The following is a 16,569-nucleotide window of genomic DNA, read 5'->3' on the forward strand; positions in this document are numbered from 1 at the left end:
ATCACCATTGCGCCGTCATTCCGGACAAGCCGCGACGCTCCGGAATCCATCGTCGAACTCGGCTTTGCCAGAAGGGCGCGCTCCGATGGATTGCGGGTCTTCGCTTCGCTGCGCCCAAAATGACGACATCGAATGAACTCCACCCGCAACACTAATCCCGCCGCCCGCCGCGCTTCAAGTCGTGGTCGATCAGATAGGCGGTGCGCTGGTTCAGCCGCTGGCGGTAGACCTGCAGGTTTTCCATCACCCGCTGCACATAGTTGCGCGTCTCGTAGAACGGGATGCGCTCGACCCAGTCGACGGCGTCGACATCCGCGTGGCGCGGGTCGCCATAGGCCGCGATCCATTTGCGGACATTTCCTGATCCGGCGTTGTAGGCGGCAAATGTCAGGATATACGAGCCGCGCCATTCCTTCAGCAGATCGTTGAGATGGGCAGCGCCCATCTGCGCCGAATAGAGCGCGTCGCGTCCCAGTCTGGGCCAGTCGAAGGGGAGGTTGGCGCGCCGCGCCGTCTCGCGCGCGGTCGCCGGCATCATCTGCATCAGCCCGCGCGCACCGGCATGCGAGATCGCGGTCGGGTCGAAGGCGCTCTCCTGGCGGGCGATCGCATGGACGATGGCGCGCTCCATCGGGTCCCCCAGCACCGGAAATTCCGGCACGCCCGAAATCGGAAACGCGGCTGTGTCGAGCGGAAAGCCGCGCTGCAGCGCGCTTTTGCCCAGAGCCAACAGCGCGCGCGTGTCGCCCTCGCGCTGGACGATGGCCGCCAGCGCCTCCAGGGCCGGCGTGGCATGCAGATGCTGGGCAAGGTCCGTCAGCAGCCTCACCGCGAGATCGCGCTCGCCAATGCGGTAGAGCAGCCCCACGCCGCGATGGCTGGGTAGATGCTGGAGCGAACCGGCGGCTGAGCGCCGCAGCGGCAGATCGGGCAGGCCAAGCCGGGCGCGCGCCAGCTGGCCATAATAGGCGATCGGGTGCTGCGCCGCGCGCTCGAAGGCGGCTCGCGCATCCTGCGCCTGGCCGATCGCCTCATGAGCGCGCCCCTGCCAATAGGCGGCGCGCGCCACCGAGATCGGTGTCTCGGCATGCCGGCTGGCTTCCTTGAAATGCTCGAGCGCGATGCCGGGCTGATCGCGAAAGCGCAGCGCGATGAAGCCGGCATGCCATTCGGCGTCGATACGCTCGGCGGCATCCTCGGCGCCATGCCCGGCCGCGACGGCATAGGCCCGGGCGGCATCGTTGTCGTCCAGCAGTTCGCGCGCGATCAGCCGCCGCTCGATCCACCAGCCATCGCCGTCGCCGAGCAGGGCCGGATTGCGCGGGATCTCCGCCAGCGCCTGAGCGGCCTCCACGGGCCTGTTTTCGCGCCGCAGCTGCTGCGCCTGCAGGAAGGAAAACGAGATGTCGCTCTTCACCGAAGCCGGCACCGCAGAAATCAGCGAGGGCGCGATCGGCCGCTTGGCCCGGCCGCTGGCAAGCCGCGCCCGCGCCAGCACGACATAATCGGCCGAGACGCGGGCCGCATTGCGAAGCGCGGCCGTGGCATTGCCTGCAAAAATATAGCGTTCGGCGCGCAGCCGATGGTCCGCAGCCGATAGTGCCTCGCCGAAGGCATCGAGCGCGATCTTCTCCAGCGGCACGCCAAGATGGTCCTGTACCCAGCTTTGCCGAGCCAGCGCGTGCGACGCCTCGGTCTGGCCCTCGGCCTTCAGCGCCAGCGCCAGCGCAATGCGGCCCGCCGGGCTGACCGGTTGCCGGCCGTCGAAAAAGGCGCGGATGGTGGCCGGGCTTTTCTTCTCGGCGATCAGCATCTCCTCGGCCCGGCGGCGAAACACCGACGTTGCCAGGCCATTGGGGTGGTCCTTGAGAAAGGCGTCGATCCGCGCGAACGGAATCAGGCTCGCGCCTGCGCGGATCGCGACCCATTCCAGCACAATGCGGGTCGCCCGGTCGGCGATCGTGGCGGCGATGGCGTCGCCCTCGCGCAGCTGCCCGCGCCGATAGGCCAGCACCGCACTCTTGACGGCGTCGTCGTCGATATCCTGCGGGCGCTGATCGGCGCCGGCATCGGGTGGCAGCGAACCCGTTGTGCCGACATCGATGATGCCGATCTCGTCGAGCTGCCCGGGGTTTCCGGCATCATCGGCCGCGATCGCTGGCACGGCGGCCAGAATCGGCAGCAACAGAAGGCAGATCATCCGCAAACGGATGGCAGGCGAGGCCATGGCAGGCTCCACGGTCGGACGCGTAGCCTGTGATGCTCGCGGAAGCGGGTTTATGAAGTCTTAACCATGCGCCGCCGCCTTTTTATGGCGAGCCGGCTTTGCGGGCCGCGGGGGACGGTTTATGTGTGTCGCCCTCTCGCCGCTCGCTTCACGCCAGGACGCCGCCGTCATGACCAAGCATTCCGCCTTCACCGGTTCGCTACCCGCGCTGGTGACGCCGTTCAAGGACGGCCTGATCGACGAGGATGCGCTGCGCGCGCTCGTCGCCTGGCAGATCGAGAGCGGCTCTTCGGGTCTCGTGCCGGTCGGCACCACCGGCGAGAGCCCGACGCTCTCCCATGACGAGCACAAGCGCGTCGTCGAGATCGTGATCGCTGAAGCCGGGGGGCGGGTGCCCGTCATCGCCGGCGCCGGCTCCAACAACACCACCGAGGCGATCGATCTCGCTGTTCATGCCGAGAAGGCCGGCGCCCAGGCGGTTCTGGTGGTCACGCCCTATTACAACAAGCCGACCCAGGAAGGCATGTATCAGCACTTCAAGGCGGTGAACGATGCGATCGGCATCCCGATCATCATCTACAACATCCCGCCGCGCTCGGTCGTGGACATGTCGGTCGAGACGATGGCGCGGCTCTACGAGCTGAAGAACATTGCAGGCGTCAAGGACGCGACCGCCAATCTCGCCCGCGTCTCGCAGCAGCGCCACGCCATGGGTCCGGATTTCATCCAGCTCTCGGGCGAGGACATGACCGCGCTGGCCTATATGGCGGCCGGCGGCCATGGCTGCATCTCGGTCGTCGCCAATGTCGCGCCGCAATTGTGCGCGCAGCTGATGGCCGCCGTGCTGAAGGGCGACTATGCCGGTGCCCTCAAGGTCCAGGACCGTCTCGTGCCGCTGCATGACGCGATCTTCAAGGAACCCGGCCTCGCCGGCGCCAAGCATGGTCTGGCCCTGCTCGGCCGCATCGAGGAGGAGGTCCGCCTGCCGCTGTTGCCGGTCACCGCGCCGACGGGCAAGGTCATTCGCGAGGCGATGGTGTTCGCCGGCCTGCTGAATGCCTAGATAGGGAATGTCGCGTCAGTCCGGTTGCCCCGGCCGACGCCAGGGAACCAGACGATGTACGAGCCCAGCCACTTCAAGGTCGAGGATCGCGACGCGCTTTTCGACGTCATGCGCGCCCATCCGCTGGCGACGCTGGTGACGATGGGCGAGGGCGGTCTGATCGCCAATCCGGTGCCCTTCGTCCTGCATGCCGATGAGGGCGAGCAGGGCGTGCTGCGTGCCCATCTCGCGCGGCCCAACCCGCAATGGAAGGCGATCGCCGCGGGAGCCGAGACGCTGGTGATCTTCACCGGCACCGAGCGCTATGTCACGCCGGCTTGGTATGCCTCCAAGCAGGAGCATGGCAAGGTCGTGCCGACCTGGAATTACGTCACGGTGCAGGCGCGCGGCCCTGCCCGCGCGATCGAGGACGGGGTCTGGCTCCACACCCATCTGGAAGCGCTGACCGCGCAGCAGGAGCGGCCGCGCGCCGAGCCCTGGGCGGTGACGGATGCGCCCGCGCCCTTCATCAATGCGCTGTCGCGCGGCATCGTCGGCATCGAGATCGAGATCGCCGCGCTGGTCGGCAAGTTCAAGCTCAGCCAGAATCGGCCCGAGGCCGACAAGCACAGCGTTCTCGACGGTCTGAGCGCCGATCCTGAATCGGAATCCCAAGTGATGGCGCAGCTCGTCAGGACGCATGCGCTGGGCGGCACGGCATGAGCAAGCTCGATCCGGAACGCTTCAGGCTCGCGGCAGACAACCGCAAGGCGCGCTATAATTACGAGATCATGGAGACGCTGGAGGCCGGCATCGCCTTGCAGGGCACCGAGATCAAGTCGTTGCGCAGCGGCCGGGCGACGATCGGCGAGAGCTATGCCGGGCCGATGGGCACCGAGCTCTTCCTGTTCAACGCCCATATCCCGGAATATCTCGAGGCCAACCGCTTCAACCACAACGTCAAGCGCCCGCGAAAGCTCCTGCTTCACCGCAAGCAGATCAACAAGCTGATGGGCGCGATCCAGCGCGACGGTTATACGGTGATCCCGCTCAAGGTCTATTTCAACGACAAGGGCCGGGCCAAGGTCGAACTCGGCCTCGGCCGCGGCAAGAAGCTGCACGACAAGCGCGAAACCGAAAAGAACCGCGACTGGAACCGCGACAAGGCAAGGATTCTGAAGGGCGGTGCGTGAGGCGCGATGCTTCGCTCTTGTACGACGACGGCTCTCTAGCTAGCCGACAAATCACAATCAACGATACTCATCGTCGGCCCATGCTGAAATTGACGCCAGGCCCTGTAATACGTGCAAGCTATTGTTGACGCGATCTATACCGTTGTTTTAGCCTCCATCGGCCGATTTAACGGAAATCGCTGATGGGCAACCCGGCGGCACGCGTGGGCGACAAGGTGGCGCACCCGCTGCCGGGGGTTCTGACGCCCGGTATTGGGTCGATGAACGTCCACATTGGATCGATACCGGCTTGGCGAGGCCTTCCTGCCCTCGCCGCAATGGCGCTCCAGGCGGCCAAGGCCGTGTCGGACGCGGTTATAACGACTGCCGAGACGGCCACCAAGGCCGCAGCGGGAACACCGGGCGCGCCCGCAGCGCTGGCGCTCGAGATCGCAGCCAAAAATCTGGCTTCCACGGCAATGGGCACGGTGATGAAGGCCCTCGGCGCCGCGTCGGCCGCGCTGGGGGGAATGCCTGACACGCATATCTGCCTGACGCCCGTCCCTCCGCCCATTCCGCACGGCCCCGGCATGGTGATCGACGGCAGTCCTTCGGTGCTCATCAACGGGCTGCCGGCCTGTTCGGTGGGCGATAATGTGCTCGAGGCGCTAGGGCCGCTGGATCCCATCGTGATGGGACTGCCGACGGTGTTGATCGGCAAGCCCGCCGGCGTAGGCGGGATGGGGCTGGGCGCTCTGTTCGGCGCGCTCGCCGACATGATCAAGCAGGCGGTCGCCGCCGCTATCTCGCTGTTGGGCGATATCGTCACCTTCGTCAGAGAGGTAGTGGCGAGGGTCAAGGAGGCACTCAAGAGCCTCATCACCAAGGTCGCCGCCTCTGTCCTCGCTGCGATCCATAAAGGTCTCGACCTTCTTCGGTCGGCGTGGGACGCTGCCGTGAATCCCCCAGTCAAGACCGGACTGGGCGCCGACGTTGACAAACTCGCGGCCAAGTCGCCGACGCTGCAATCCAATCTGAAGAAGCTGCAGGATGAAGGTTGGACCATCAAATACGGCGAGCCAGGCAAGGGATCATTCTGCGACAAGCCTGGAAAGACAATCGTCATCGACCCCAACGATAAGGGCAACACGGCGTCGATCACCAAGACGCTCGCGCATGAATCGGGCCACGCGCTATACACGGCCGATCCGTATGTTCCGCATACGGGTCTGACACGGGACGAGTACGTCAGCCGTAATACAGAAAGCGGGCTGAAGGACGAAGGCGAGGCGACGTTGACGAACGCACAGGTGCGCACGGAGATCAACGACGCGGGTGGGCCGGATATTGGAATTTCGGGAACGAATACGGACAAGTATCAGGCGATCGCCGACAAATATCCTGATCCCGCCGACCGCGATAAGGCGCGCAAGGAGATCGCCGACGTATTCGCCGACGGCGAGCATCCCAGCACCGATCCGTCAAAGACCTATCGGGAATATTATGGCGAGACGTACAAGAAGTTTTATGATGAACATCCCCAGCCGTGACGGAAGGGCGATCCATGAGTGATCCGGTCATTGACCTCGTGAGGGAGCTCGGCGCCAACCCGAAGGCCGGGCCGGCGCTGTTCGCCCAGCATCTCGAAAGCCGCTTTCATCGGCTCGACGAACAGTCCAACCCGTCCTTCGACGTGTTGAGGAGCAATTCGCCCGTCCGTGGGGGGCTCGTCTCAGGGATCGAGATGCGAGTCCGTCGCGCCAATGGGCTGGTCAAGCTTCTGATCGTGTCGGTCGACGTCAACAAGCATTGTCTGAAAGAAGCGGCGGTGACCCAAGCCTTCGGGAAGAATTTCGCGTTCACGCCGCCGTCCCCGCGTGCGCCGCCGGCTGCGCCAACCTATTACAGCTACGTCGTTGGCAACCATAAGGTCAGCTTCGGGTTCGACCAAAACAAGAAGAACTGCTTCACGAAAATTGTGCTGGAGTTCGACAACTGAGCTCTGCCTACCGCGGAACTCAGCCCTCGACCGGCTCGTCGCCCTGCCGGATGCCGTAGCGCCGCTCCAGCCCGGGATTGCCCGGCGTCACCGGAGCGCCCGGCGCAGCGCTGCTGCGGGCATTGCGCTCGGAGGGGTCGCGGCCGATCTTCTGCATCAGCTGGGCGAGGTCGATGAACTCGTCGCATTGCCGGCGCAGATCGTCGGAGACCATCGGCGGGCTGGTCGATACGGTGGAGACCACCGAGACCTTGACGCCCTTGCGCTGCACCGCCTCGACCAGCGGGCGGAAATCGCCATCGCCCGAGAACAGGTAGATCTGGTCGAGATGGGGCGCGAGCTCGAGCATCTCGATCGCCAGCTCGATGTCCATATTGCCCTTGATCCGCCGGCGCCCGGTGGCGTCGGTGAACTCCTTGGCCGCCTTGGTGATGACGCGGTAGCCATTGTAGTCGAGCCAGTCGACCAGCGGCCGGATCGAGGAATACTCCTCGCTCTCGATCAGCGTGGTGAAATAGAAGGCCCGGATCAGATTGCCGCGCCCCTGGAATTCACGCAGCAGGCGGCGGTAATCCATGTCGAAGCCAAGCTGCTTCGAGGTCGCGTAGAGATTGGCCCCATCGATGAAAAGCGCGATGCGCGGGTCGGCCGCCATTGAAATTACTCCGTCTGAAAAAGCTTTGAACACGCAAAATGAAAAATAAAGGCAGTCGAACCATGTCTGATCGCCGGCAATCCGGCGTGACGCGTCAGGGCGTTCTGTGACCTCTCGCCGCAGCCGGCAAACGATGAGGCGGCCTCAGGCGCTTAGACCCCGGCTGCCGGGCTTGGTGGCGGGAATGGCGGCGAGTTCCGGCGGCAACGCATCGGGCGCATAGTCGGGCACGGCGTATTCCATCAGGCTGACCAGCTCCATGCCGAGTTCGGCGCGCCCGGCCGAACGGTCGATCAGGCAGGCGGCGCCGAGGATGGTGCCGGCCTCGCCCATCACCGAGTCCCGGCATTCGCGCAGCGACAGCCCCGTGGTGATGATGTCCTCGATGATGATGCAGCGCGCGCCCTCCGGCAAGGTGAAGCCCCGCCGCAGCGTGAAGCTGCCGCCCTCGCGCTCGACGAAGACGGCCTTGGCGCCCAGATGCCGCGCCGTCTCGTAGCCCGGCACAATGCCCCCCACCGCCGGCGAGACGACATAGTCGATCTTGCCGAAGCGCGCCTCGATCTTGGCGGCGAGCGCCTTGCACAGCCGCTCGGTGCGCACCGGGTCCTGGAACACGAACATCTTCTGCAGGAAGACGCCGCTGCGCCGGCCCGACGACAGGATGAAATGCCCTTCGAGTAGCGCGCCCGCCTCGCGGAATTCGGCGAGAACCTCTTCGTCGGTCATGGAAGCCCCGTCATCGTTCTGTCGTGCATCGTTTGGTGTGCGCGATAAAAGGCATCGGCGCGCAAAACTCAAGGCCGTGGTGGCCCCCTCAGGCGACCGCCTTCGCCACCATCTCCGGATGCTTGCCGATCACGCGGACATAGGCGATGGCGAAATCGGGTGCGGTGGTCCGGGCCTGCTCCCAGTCCCGCAAGGTGCCGACGGGAACCCGGAAGCGGCTGGCGAAATCGGCCTGCGAAAGCCCCAGCCCCGTCCGTGTGCGGCGGATCAGGCGGGCGCGCTGGGCGCGGTCCAGCGCCTCGGCGGTGACGTCGAAATCCTCAGCGTCGGCTGGATCAGAAGCCAATTCGATAGGCGCGTTCTTCACCCTTGTTGCTCCTTCTCACCGAGATGAAGCGAGGTCGATCACCCCGCCAGACGAAGATGCCCGCAAACAGCTTCCCTCCGACCATGCCGACCACCTTGTAGCGCTCCTTTCCGTCGATCTCGCGGATCGAGGGGAGGATCAGGTGGTCGTCGTCAGCGAAGATCTCGTCGCCGAATGCGAGAGCGACGCCGTGCCTGTCGCGGTTGGCCGCATCCTTGGAAGGGTCGAACCTGTCTTCCGTCATCGCGGTGAAAGATTACGGGATTCCAGTACTGACCGCAAATCGCTCACGAGCCGGTCCGGTGCAGGCCGGCGAGTCCCGTCCGCGCTCAGCCCTTCGGGAACTCCAGCCCCATCTCGCGATAGCGCGCCGGGTCGTCGCTCCAGTTCTCGCGCACCTTCACGAACAGGAACAGATGCACGGTCGCCTCGGCGGCCTCGGCGATCTCGATGCGGGCCTTCTGGCCGATCGCCTTGATCGTCTGGCCGCCTTCGCCGAGCACGATCTTTCGCTGGCCCTCGCGCTCCACATAGATCGTCTGCTCGATGCGCACCGAGCCGTCGGGCCGCTGCTGCCACTGCTCGGTCTCGACCGTCGAGCGATAGGGCAGCTCGTCATGCAGCCGCTCGAAGATCTTCTCGCGGGTGATCTCGGCGGCGAGGAAGCGCAGCGGCGCATCGGAAATCTGGTCTTCCGGATAGAGCCAGGGCCCGAGCGGCAGCCTTGTCTCCAGCCAGGTCAGGATGTCCTTGACGCCGTAGCCGGTCAAAGCCGCGATCATGAAGGTCGTCTCGAAGGTGCCCAGCGCGTTCACCTTGGTGGTGATCTCGAGCAGCTTGTCCTTGGCGATGACGTCGATCTTGTTGAGGATCAGGAACTTGGGCTGCTTCAGCTCGGCGAGCTTTTCGAGCAGCCGGGTGTTCTCCTCGTTGTCGAAACGCTCGACATCGATCAGCACGCCGATCAGGTCGGCATCGGTCGCGCCGCCCCAGGCGCTCGTCACCATGGCGCGGTCGAGCCGGCGCTTGGGCTGGAAGATGCCCGGCGTATCGACGAAGATCACCTGCATCGGGCCCGACAGCGCGATGCCGCGCACCTGCGTGCGCGTCGTCTGCACCTTGCGCGAGACGATCGACACCTTGGCGCCGACCAACTGGTTGAGCAGCGTCGACTTGCCGGCATTGGGGGCACCGATCAGCGCGACGAAGCCGCAGCGCGTCGGCGCAGGGGCAATCGTGCCCATCTCCGCTTCAACCATTGTCGCTCTCCATCGTTTCGCTCCACAGGCCTTCGCGCCGCAGGAAGGCTTCCGCCGCAGCCTGCTCGGCCAGTCGTTTCGATTGTCCCTGGGCCTCGGCATCGACCAGACCCGCGATCCGCGCCGCGACGCGGAAGACCGGGGCATGGTCTGGCCCCGAGCGGCCGCGCTCGGTGTAGGTCGGCGTCGGGTAGCCTTGGCCCTGAGCCCATTCCTGCAAGGCGGTCTTGGCATCGCGCAGCGGCCGCACCGGCTTCAGCAGCCGCTCGCCGAAGGCGCGCTCGACCAGGCCGCGCGCCGCAGCATAGCCGCCATCGATGAAGACCGCACCAATGATCGCCTCGCAGGCATCGGCGAGAATCGCCTTGTTCTTGCGTGCGCCGCCGAGGATTTCGCCTTCGCCGAGACGCATGAAGGCGCCGAGGTCCCAGGCCAGCGCAACCTCGGCGCAGGTCTCCTTGCGCACGAGGTCGGCGAGCCTTCGCGACATGTCGCCTTCGGCCGCGAGCGGATAGCGCATGAACAGCATGTCGGCGATGCTCAGGCCCAGCACGCGGTCGCCGAGGAATTCCAGCCGCTGATAGCTTTCCAGGCGCGGGCCTTCCGCGCTCATATGGGTGAGGGCGGTGGTCAGCAGCCCCTGATCGGCAAAGACATGCCCCAGCGTCGCTTGCAGGCGGGCCGTATCGGGCGCCTTGCGCCCGCTTTCACCGGCCTTGCTCACTTGCGGATCTTCATCACTTGCAGATCTTCATCACTTGATCGCGCTGAACAGACGGTTCCAGCGAACCGTCCAGGGCCATTCCCAGAGCTTCCAGGCCGAGGCGCCGTCCTCGATCGAGAAGAAGATGATCTCGGCGCGGCCGACGAAATTCTCGAAGGGTACGAAGCCGACGCTGCGGTCGCGCGAATCCAGCGAATTGTCGCGGTTGTCGCCCATCATGAAGAAATGCCCGGCGGGCACGACGAAGACCGGCGTGTTGTCGAAGCTGCCCCGGTCGCCCTCGCGTTCGATGATCTGGTGCGTGGTGCCGTTGGGCAGGGTTTCGCGATACTGGATTGCCGGTGTACTGCGGCCCCAATTGTCGGTGGTGACGAAGTCGCTGATGCGCTCGCGCTTCACCGGCTGGTTGTTGATGTGCAGGATGCCGTCGATCATCTGGATGCGCTCGCCCGGCAGGCCGATGACGCGCTTGATGTAGTCGGTCGAATTGTCGGTCGGCAGCTTGAACACGGCGATGTCGCCGCGCTTGGGCTCAGCCGCCCAGACACGGCCGTCAAACAGCGGCGGGCTGAACGGGATCGAGTGCTTCGAATAGCCGTAAGTGTATTTCGAGACGAAGAGATAATCGCCGATCAGCAGCGTCGGGATCAGCGATCCGGACGGAATGTTGAAGGGCTGGAACAGCAGCGTCCGGATCACCAGCGCGATCAGCAGCGCCTGGACAACGACCTTGATCGTCTCGAGGACGCCGCCCTCGTCCTTGGCGGTCTTCTTCTTGGTATCGACGTCGTTGGCCACGCGGGCGCTCCTGGGACGGTGGTCCAGCGCGCGGTCTAGCGGAATGTTCCTCCGCAGACAATGTCACGCCGCCAGGAGTGCCCCGGCGGCCGGGGAAGGCAATGGTCCGATGCTCGATGGGTTCTGGCGGCGGAGGCGTCATCGCCTGGGAAGAAGGCTTTGCGCACCTGGCTGCTATCGCAACGGTTCGTTCACGGGGCAAGCCTATTTCAGGGAATGCGTCTTTTCACATGGACCCGGCGCAGAACCGCTTTATGCACATCCGCCAATAGGCCACGCGCACCGTTGCTCGATCCCGCCTCGCATGCCAGCCTGCTCCTCCATCGACCGCCCGCCCAGGTCCCCGTGAAGTCCTTCGACCGCTTGCCCTCCGCCCTGTCACGTCTGCGCTCGACCCGGACGCCTCTTTTGGCCTGGGGGTTGGCCGGCGCGATCACCGGCTTCGCCGTGCTTTTGCGCTATGCGCTCGAGGGTACGCTGCCACCGGGTTATCCGTTCCTGACCTTTTTCCCCGCGGTGATCCTGACCACCTTCGTGAGCGGTACGCGCGCCGGGGTGCTGTGTGCCGCCCTGTCCGGGCTGGCCGCCTGGTACTGGTTCATCCCACCCGTCGGCTTCGTGCTGGATTGGCAGAGCGGCTTTGCGCTCGCCTTTTACGTCTTCATTGTCGTCGTCGATATCGCCCTCATCCACGCGATGACCAAGGCGATGCAGCGGCTGGAGGTCGAGAAGGGCGTCTCGACCGCGCTGGCCGAGCAGCAGCGCACGATGTTCGAGGAGCTGCAGCATCGTGTCGCCAACAACATGGCCTTCGTCGCCAGCCTGCTCAACATGTCGCGGCGGCGCATCCTGGCCGACCCTGCAGCGGCCCCGGCGATCATCGACGAGGCCCGCGGACGCATCGAGACCATGGCGCGCATCCATCGCCGCCTTCACGACCCCAGCCAGGTCGATCTGCCGATCGGCAGCTATCTCATCGATCTGTGCTCCGACGTCATCGAGGCGAGCGGCGTGACGGGTGTCTCATGTCAGGTCGATGTGCCGGAAATGAGCTTCGATATCCGCAAGCTCACGACGATCTCGATGCTCGTCTCCGAGGTCGTGACCAACTCGCTCAAGCACGCCTTTCCGGCGGGTCGCAGCGGTCTGATCACGGTGAGGATCGAGCGCGCCGATGAGGCGAGGGCGGTCCTGACCATCGCCGATGACGGCATCGGCCTGCCCGACGTCCCCGAGGATGCGCAGGCGGGACACGGCCTCGGAAACCGCATCATCGAGGCGCTGGCCAAGCAGCTCAAGGGGACGATCACGCGGCGATCGGGACCAGGTCTGGCGACGCAGGTCGACTTTCCCATCTGACGCTGCTCAATGCGCCGCCATGTCCGGGCTTCGCGCCGTCGCGCCCGGCGAGCCGGCGCGCTCTGACACGGTGTCGGCCCGCAGCCGCGGCAGCGCCCGCGGGTGCTCCTGCTGCAGGAAGGCGACCACCTTCTCGCGGACCTCGCAGCGCAGGTCGAAGGCCCTCGGCGCCGTCTTGGCGCTGACGAGGATGCGCACCTCCATGGTCGACTGCCCGAAATCGGTCACCTGCACATTCACCACGCGCTTGTCCCACAGCGGTGATGCGGCCGCGATCTCCTCGACCTTCGCGCGCAAAGCGGCGATCGGCGTCTCGTAATCGAGATGCAGCATCACCGTCCCGATCAGCGCGGCATTGTCGCGCGTCCAGTTCTGGAACGGTTTTTCGATGAAATAGCTGAGCGGCAGGATCATCCGCCGCCAGTCCCACAGGCGCAGGACGACATAGGTCGAGGTGATCTCCTCGACATTGCCCCACTCGCCTTCGACCAGCAGCGCATCGTCGATGCGGATCGGCTGCGTCACCGCCAGCTGGATGCCGGCGAAGATGTTCTTCAGCACCGGTTGCAGCGCCAGGCCGACGACGAGACCGGCGGCCCCCGCCGAAGCGAGCAGGCTGACGCCGTATTGCCGGACGCTGTCGAAGGTCATCAGCATCGTCGCGACACCGATAATCACAATCAGGATGTCTCCGACCCGGCGCAGGATGCGCGTCTGCGTGACATGCTTGCGGGCGAGAAGATTATCGTCGGCATCGAGCTTGAAGCGCCGCAGATAGACGGTCGTCCAGATATGCAGCGCCGTGGTCGCGATCCATCCGATCAGGGCGATGAAGCACAGCAGCAGCACCTGACGGATCAGGGCCGCCTGGTCGGCGCTCAGCGGCGAAACGCTGGCTCCGAACCCCATGGCAATGGTCATCACGGCAAAACGCGTCGGACCGCGGGTGCGCGAGACCAGCGACCGCCAGAACAGATCCATGCCGGCGACGAGGCGCTTCACCACGGCGAAGACGATGCGATGCGCCACGATCGCAAGCGCGATGGCACCGGCGAAGATCGCCAGGCTGATCAGCCAGCTCGGCAGGAAGAACGGGGTTTGACCCAGCCAGATCGCGGTGTCCATGAGCTCCCTTTGGCCATGCGGGTTCATGGTGCAACGCAGCAGGATGGATCGAGGTCCATCGCCCGTCCCACCCGCCCAAGCCGCGATTGACCTATCGGAACGCGGGAGTCACGATCGAAGGATCGGATTGGGGGGACACAATCATGAACGGCAAGAAATACGCAGCGGAAGCCATCGGCACGTTCTGGCTGACCTTTGCGGGCTGCGGCAGCGCGGTCATCGCGGCGGGCTTCCCGCAGGTCGGCATCGGCCTGCTCGGGGTTTCGCTCGCCTTCGGGCTCACGGTCGTCACCATGGCCTATGCGATCGGCCACATCTCGGGCTGCCATCTCAACCCTGCCGTGACCGTCGGCCTGGCCGCCGGTGGCCGTTTTCCGACGAGCCAGATCCTGCCTTACGTCGTGGCGCAGGTCATCGGCGGCATCGTGGCGGCGGGCGTGCTGTATCTGATCGCGAGCGGCGCGCCGGGATTCGAGCTCGCCAAGGGCTTCGCCTCGAATGGTTACGGCGAGCATTCGCCTGGCAAATACAGCCTCGTCGCCGGCTTCCTGACAGAGGTGGTGATGACGACGATGTTCCTCTTCATCATCATGGGCGCGACCCATGGCAAGGCGCCGGCCGGCTTCGCGCCGCTGGCGATCGGGCTCGGCCTCTGCCTGATCCATCTGGTGAGCATTCCCGTCACCAACACCTCGGTCAATCCGGCGCGCAGCACTGGCCCGGCGCTCTTCGTCGGCGGTTGGGCCCTGCAGCAGCTCTGGCTGTTCTGGCTGGCGCCGCTGATCGGCGGTGCGCTCGGCGGTATCGCCTATCGCTGGCTCAGCGAGGAGCCGAGCGGCCAGGTCGTGGGCACCGCGCCGGCGGAGTAAAAGGGCGCTCTCAGCGCCACTCCACCCAGCGGCCGTGGAAGTCGGCGCGTGCGATCTCGCGCTCGCCACCTTCCGGCCACGTGGTCAGGGTCACGGCCGCGCTCCCGCTCTGGTGGTCGCTTTCCATCCGCAACCAGGCGAGGGGGCGCGTGCGCGTGGCGGCTTCGCCCGCGCGGGCCATGGCCTGCGCGATGCGCTGCTGGGTCGCCGCCGGCAGATATTGCCACATGATCGTGTGGAGCAGCACCCGGGCCATGCCGTCGCGCTGCGGCAGGGCCAGCCTGGCCTCGACCCATTCCGCCGCATCCGCCTGTTCGACGCGCCAGGGTTGGGCGGCAGCCGCATCGAAGGCTGATCCTGTCGTGGTGATCCGGTCGCTCTGGTCCGGCCAGATATAGGACATCACGCGCTCGCGATCCGTAGGGTTCCCCGGATCGAGCGGGTTGAGATCGCAGGCGCGGCGGCTGGCGACGGTCAGCGGCGCCTCCATCGGCGGCAGCGACCCGCGCCAGTCGCTGCGGATCGTGACCGAGGCCGTCGGCTGCCCCCAGCGGCTGTTGCCAAGTTCGTAGCGATAGCCGTCGAAGCCGAGATTGAGCCCCGCGCTGGCGCCGATCTCCAGTAGGTCGAGCGGTAGCCCGGTGTCGCGGGCGATCAGCAGCGCGCCGCCCAGCAGCACCGCACAGCGCTTGACCTCGTTGGTCTGGGGGGCGCTGTCGAGAGCGGCAGTGAGGACGGCGTCATGCGCGGCGATGGCGCGAGCCAGGCCGTGCCACAAGGCTTCGGCGTCGGGCTGGTTGGGCGGATACAGCGCCGCCAGCCCTGCGTCGCGGCCGGAGCGGGCCAGCGCGTTGAGTCCGCCGGCGGCTCTCAGGGCCAGCGCATCGTCACGAGGCTCGCCGCGCCAGTTCAGGATCCGGTTGCCGAAGCTGCTGGATGGATCGAGACGTTCGCCGAGCAGGTCGCAAACCAGGGCGGTGAAGGGGGACCCCATGCGCCGGCAGCCATCGGCCTGGCCCGCAAAGGCCGCGCGAACCTGCGCCTCTCGCGCCATCTGCATGTCTGTCGGTCTCCGCCTCAGGCCGGCAGCGCCCGGGCCTCGATCACCACGAAGGCCTGCGCCATCGGCGGATCGTCGGTCATCGAGACATGCACGAACGCCTCATGGCCGGCCGGCGTCATCGCCTTGAGGCGCTCAGCCGCGCCGCCCGTCAGCTTCATTGTCGGGGCGCCGCCGGGCAGGTTGACGACCTCCATGTCGCGCCAGAACACGCCGGCGCGCAACCCCGTGCCGAGCGCCTTGGAGCAGGCTTCCTTCGCCGCGAAGCGCCGCGCATAGGACGCAGCCCGTGTCGACCGGCGATCGGACTTGGCGCGCTCTCCGGCTGTGAAGACGCGGTGGGTGAAGCGCTCGCCGAACCGCTCCAGCGAGTTCGCGATGCGGTCGATGTCGCAGAGGTCGGAGCCGATGCCCAGGATCATGGCTCAGCTCTAGCCGGCGGCCCGTCCCTCGTCCATGGCCTGCCGCATCTGGCCAATGGCCGCGTCGAGACCCACGAAGATCGCTTCGCCCATCAGGAAGTGGCCGATGTTGAACTCGGCGAAGTCCGGCACGGCGGCGAGCTGGCGCGCCGTGTCGAAATCGAGTCCATGCCCGGCATGGACCTCGATCCCCAGCGACGCCGCGAACGCCGCGCCTTTCGCCAGCCGCGCGAACTCGGCGCGCGCCTTGTCGTGATGCCCGTCGGCAACCGCATGGCACCAGGTTCCGGTGTGCAGCTCGACCACCGGAGCGCCGAGCTTCGCCGCCATCGCGATCGGCGCCTCGTCGGCCTCGATGAAGAGCGAGACGCGGCAGCCGGCCTCCCGCAGCCGGACGATCTGCGGCGCGAGCATGTTGTGCTGGCCGACGACGTCGAGCCCGCCCTCGGTCGTGCGCTCCTCGCGCTTCTCCGGCACGAGGCAGGCGGCATGAGGCTTGAGCCGCTGCGCCAGCGCGATCATCTCCTCGGTCGCGGCCATCTCGAAGTTCAGGGGCTTGGTCAGTTCGGTGGCGAGCCGCGCCATGTCGGCATCGCGGATATGGCGGCGATCCTCGCGCAGATGCGCGGTGATGCCGTCGGCGCCCGCGGCCACGGCCTGATGCGCGGCACGCACGGGGTCGGGCAGGGCGCCGCCGCGGGCATTCCGCACGGTCGCGACATGATCGATGTTCACGCCCAATCGCAGCCGGTCTGCCATGGA

19 protein-coding genes are annotated in these 16,569 nt (G+C 66.1%); 7 read left to right on the forward strand and 12 right to left on the reverse strand.

Going from position 1 to position 16,569, the window contains the following annotated elements:
* Window positions 1-151: 151 nt before the first annotated feature.
* Window positions 152-2,227, reverse strand: coding sequence for a lytic transglycosylase domain-containing protein (locus tag IP69_RS01860; protein WP_054141105.1), 2,076 nt, complete (start codon window positions 2,225-2,227; stop codon window positions 152-154).
* 169 nt (window positions 2,228-2,396) lie between these two features.
* On the opposite strand from IP69_RS01860, the gene dapA reads away from it, so the two are divergent.
* The 5 genes from dapA to IP69_RS01885 all read left to right on the forward strand — a co-directional run bounded on the left by dapA (window position 2,397) and on the right by IP69_RS01885 (window position 6,440).
* Window positions 2,397-3,290, forward strand: coding sequence for a 4-hydroxy-tetrahydrodipicolinate synthase (gene dapA / locus IP69_RS01865; protein WP_054141403.1), 894 nt, complete (start codon window positions 2,397-2,399; stop codon window positions 3,288-3,290).
* Window positions 3,291-3,344: 54 nt separating this feature from the next.
* Complete coding sequence (locus IP69_RS01870) at window positions 3,345-3,992, forward strand: FMN-binding negative transcriptional regulator (protein ID WP_054141106.1); 648 nt, start codon at window positions 3,345-3,347, stop codon at window positions 3,990-3,992.
* Entirely contained in the window at window positions 3,989-4,462 is a 474-nt protein-coding gene (smpB, locus tag IP69_RS01875) for an SsrA-binding protein SmpB (RefSeq protein ID WP_054141107.1), read from the forward strand. Before IP69_RS01870 ends, smpB begins: the two co-directional genes overlap by 4 nt.
* 182 nt (window positions 4,463-4,644) lie before the next feature.
* Window positions 4,645-5,991, forward strand: coding sequence for a PAAR domain-containing protein (locus IP69_RS21660; RefSeq protein ID WP_156323233.1), 1,347 nt, complete (start codon window positions 4,645-4,647; stop codon window positions 5,989-5,991).
* Window positions 5,992-6,005: 14 nt separating this feature from the next.
* Entirely contained in the window at window positions 6,006-6,440 is a 435-nt protein-coding gene (locus tag IP69_RS01885) for a hypothetical protein (protein WP_054141108.1), read from the forward strand.
* 19 nt (window positions 6,441-6,459) lie between these two features.
* On the opposite strand, the gene IP69_RS01890 is transcribed toward IP69_RS01885, so the two are convergent.
* From IP69_RS01890 to lepB, 7 genes are all read right to left on the reverse strand, one after another.
* A complete protein-coding gene (locus tag IP69_RS01890) occupies window positions 6,460-7,095 on the reverse strand; it encodes an NYN domain-containing protein (RefSeq protein WP_054141109.1) in 636 nt (211 codons plus the stop codon).
* A gap of 144 nt (window positions 7,096-7,239) precedes the next feature.
* Window positions 7,240-7,824, reverse strand: coding sequence for an orotate phosphoribosyltransferase (gene pyrE, locus IP69_RS01895; RefSeq protein WP_054141110.1), 585 nt, complete (start codon window positions 7,822-7,824; stop codon window positions 7,240-7,242).
* 88 nt (window positions 7,825-7,912) lie between these two features.
* Window positions 7,913-8,191, reverse strand: a complete 279-nt coding sequence (locus IP69_RS01900; protein WP_054141111.1) for a helix-turn-helix domain-containing protein — start codon at window positions 8,189-8,191, stop codon at window positions 7,913-7,915.
* Complete coding sequence (locus IP69_RS01905; RefSeq protein ID WP_054141112.1) at window positions 8,160-8,435, reverse strand: BrnT family toxin; 276 nt, start codon at window positions 8,433-8,435, stop codon at window positions 8,160-8,162. The genes IP69_RS01900 and IP69_RS01905 overlap by 32 nt, the downstream gene beginning before the upstream one ends.
* 85 nt (window positions 8,436-8,520) lie before the next feature.
* Window positions 8,521-9,450: a GTPase Era gene (gene era / locus IP69_RS01910; protein ID WP_054141113.1), complete on the reverse strand. Its 930-nt coding sequence runs from the start codon at window positions 9,448-9,450 to the stop codon at window positions 8,521-8,523.
* On the reverse strand, window positions 9,443-10,174 hold the full coding sequence (gene rnc, locus IP69_RS01915; RefSeq protein WP_054141114.1) for a ribonuclease III: 732 nt from the start codon (window positions 10,172-10,174) through the stop codon (window positions 9,443-9,445). The genes era and rnc overlap by 8 nt, the downstream gene beginning before the upstream one ends.
* Window positions 10,175-10,204: 30 nt before the next feature.
* Window positions 10,205-10,972, reverse strand: coding sequence for a signal peptidase I (gene lepB, locus IP69_RS01920; RefSeq protein WP_156323234.1), 768 nt, complete (start codon window positions 10,970-10,972; stop codon window positions 10,205-10,207).
* Window positions 10,973-11,317: 345 nt separating this feature from the next.
* On the opposite strand from lepB, the gene IP69_RS01925 reads away from it, so the two are divergent.
* Window positions 11,318-12,331 carry a histidine kinase dimerization/phosphoacceptor domain -containing protein gene (locus IP69_RS01925; protein ID WP_054141404.1) on the forward strand — a complete coding sequence of 338 codons (1,014 nt, stop codon included), beginning with the start codon at window positions 11,318-11,320 and terminating at the stop codon, window positions 12,329-12,331.
* A gap of 6 nt (window positions 12,332-12,337) precedes the next feature.
* Here the strand turns inward: IP69_RS01925 and IP69_RS01930 are convergent, their stop codons facing one another.
* The gene (locus IP69_RS01930) at window positions 12,338-13,456 is read right to left on the reverse strand and encodes a mechanosensitive ion channel domain-containing protein (protein ID WP_054141116.1); all 1,119 of its coding nucleotides are present in this window, start codon (window positions 13,454-13,456) and stop codon (window positions 12,338-12,340) included.
* Window positions 13,457-13,599: 143 nt separating this feature from the next.
* Here IP69_RS01930 and aqpZ point away from each other — a divergent pair, with 143 nt between their 5' ends.
* On the forward strand, window positions 13,600-14,325 hold the full coding sequence (aqpZ, locus tag IP69_RS01935; RefSeq protein WP_054141117.1) for an aquaporin Z: 726 nt from the start codon (window positions 13,600-13,602) through the stop codon (window positions 14,323-14,325).
* A gap of 10 nt (window positions 14,326-14,335) precedes the next feature.
* Here aqpZ and IP69_RS01940 read toward each other — a convergent pair whose 3' ends face one another.
* From IP69_RS01940 to IP69_RS01950, 3 genes are read right to left on the reverse strand one after another with little or no spacing between them, the layout of a single operon-like run.
* Window positions 14,336-15,385: a DUF2332 family protein gene (locus IP69_RS01940; RefSeq protein WP_197279622.1), complete on the reverse strand. Its 1,050-nt coding sequence runs from the start codon at window positions 15,383-15,385 to the stop codon at window positions 14,336-14,338.
* 17 nt (window positions 15,386-15,402) lie between these two features.
* A complete protein-coding gene (gene acpS, locus IP69_RS01945) occupies window positions 15,403-15,807 on the reverse strand; it encodes a holo-ACP synthase (RefSeq protein WP_054141119.1) in 405 nt (134 codons plus the stop codon).
* Window positions 15,808-15,816: 9 nt separating this feature from the next.
* Complete coding sequence (locus IP69_RS01950; RefSeq protein WP_054141120.1) at window positions 15,817-16,566, reverse strand: pyridoxine 5'-phosphate synthase; 750 nt, start codon at window positions 16,564-16,566, stop codon at window positions 15,817-15,819.
* Window positions 16,567-16,569: the final 3 nt, after the last annotated feature.

The organism is Allobosea sp. AAP35, assembly GCF_001295925.1.
Taxonomy (GTDB): Bacteria; Pseudomonadota; Alphaproteobacteria; order Rhizobiales; family Beijerinckiaceae; genus Allobosea.

Excerpts from the sequence above, each read along its gene's own strand:
- IP69_RS01950 (WP_054141120.1), bottom strand. The coding sequence starts at position 16,566 with ATGGCAGACCGGCTGCGATTGGGCGTGAACATCGATCATGTCGCGACC.
- aqpZ (WP_054141117.1), top strand. The coding sequence starts at position 13,600 with ATGAACGGCAAGAAATACGCAGCGGAAGCCATCGGCACGTTCTGGCTG.
- era (WP_054141113.1), bottom strand. The coding sequence starts at position 9,450 with ATGGTTGAAGCGGAGATGGGCACGATTGCCCCTGCGCCGACGCGCTGC.
- smpB (WP_054141107.1), top strand. The coding sequence starts at position 3,989 with ATGAGCAAGCTCGATCCGGAACGCTTCAGGCTCGCGGCAGACAACCGC.
- IP69_RS01860 (WP_054141105.1), bottom strand. The coding sequence starts at position 2,227 with ATGGCCTCGCCTGCCATCCGTTTGCGGATGATCTGCCTTCTGTTGCTG.
- IP69_RS01905 (WP_054141112.1), bottom strand. The coding sequence starts at position 8,435 with ATGACGGAAGACAGGTTCGACCCTTCCAAGGATGCGGCCAACCGCGAC.
- IP69_RS21660 (WP_156323233.1), top strand. The coding sequence starts at position 4,645 with ATGGGCAACCCGGCGGCACGCGTGGGCGACAAGGTGGCGCACCCGCTG.
- IP69_RS01940 (WP_197279622.1), bottom strand. The coding sequence starts at position 15,385 with ATGCAGATGGCGCGAGAGGCGCAGGTTCGCGCGGCCTTTGCGGGCCAG.
- pyrE (WP_054141110.1), bottom strand. The coding sequence starts at position 7,824 with ATGACCGACGAAGAGGTTCTCGCCGAATTCCGCGAGGCGGGCGCGCTA.
- IP69_RS01930 (WP_054141116.1), bottom strand. The coding sequence starts at position 13,456 with ATGGACACCGCGATCTGGCTGGGTCAAACCCCGTTCTTCCTGCCGAGC.
- dapA (WP_054141403.1), top strand. The coding sequence starts at position 2,397 with ATGACCAAGCATTCCGCCTTCACCGGTTCGCTACCCGCGCTGGTGACG.
- acpS (WP_054141119.1), bottom strand. The coding sequence starts at position 15,807 with ATGATCCTGGGCATCGGCTCCGACCTCTGCGACATCGACCGCATCGCG.
- IP69_RS01890 (WP_054141109.1), bottom strand. The coding sequence starts at position 7,095 with ATGGCGGCCGACCCGCGCATCGCGCTTTTCATCGATGGGGCCAATCTC.
- IP69_RS01885 (WP_054141108.1), top strand. The coding sequence starts at position 6,006 with ATGAGTGATCCGGTCATTGACCTCGTGAGGGAGCTCGGCGCCAACCCG.
- IP69_RS01870 (WP_054141106.1), top strand. The coding sequence starts at position 3,345 with ATGTACGAGCCCAGCCACTTCAAGGTCGAGGATCGCGACGCGCTTTTC.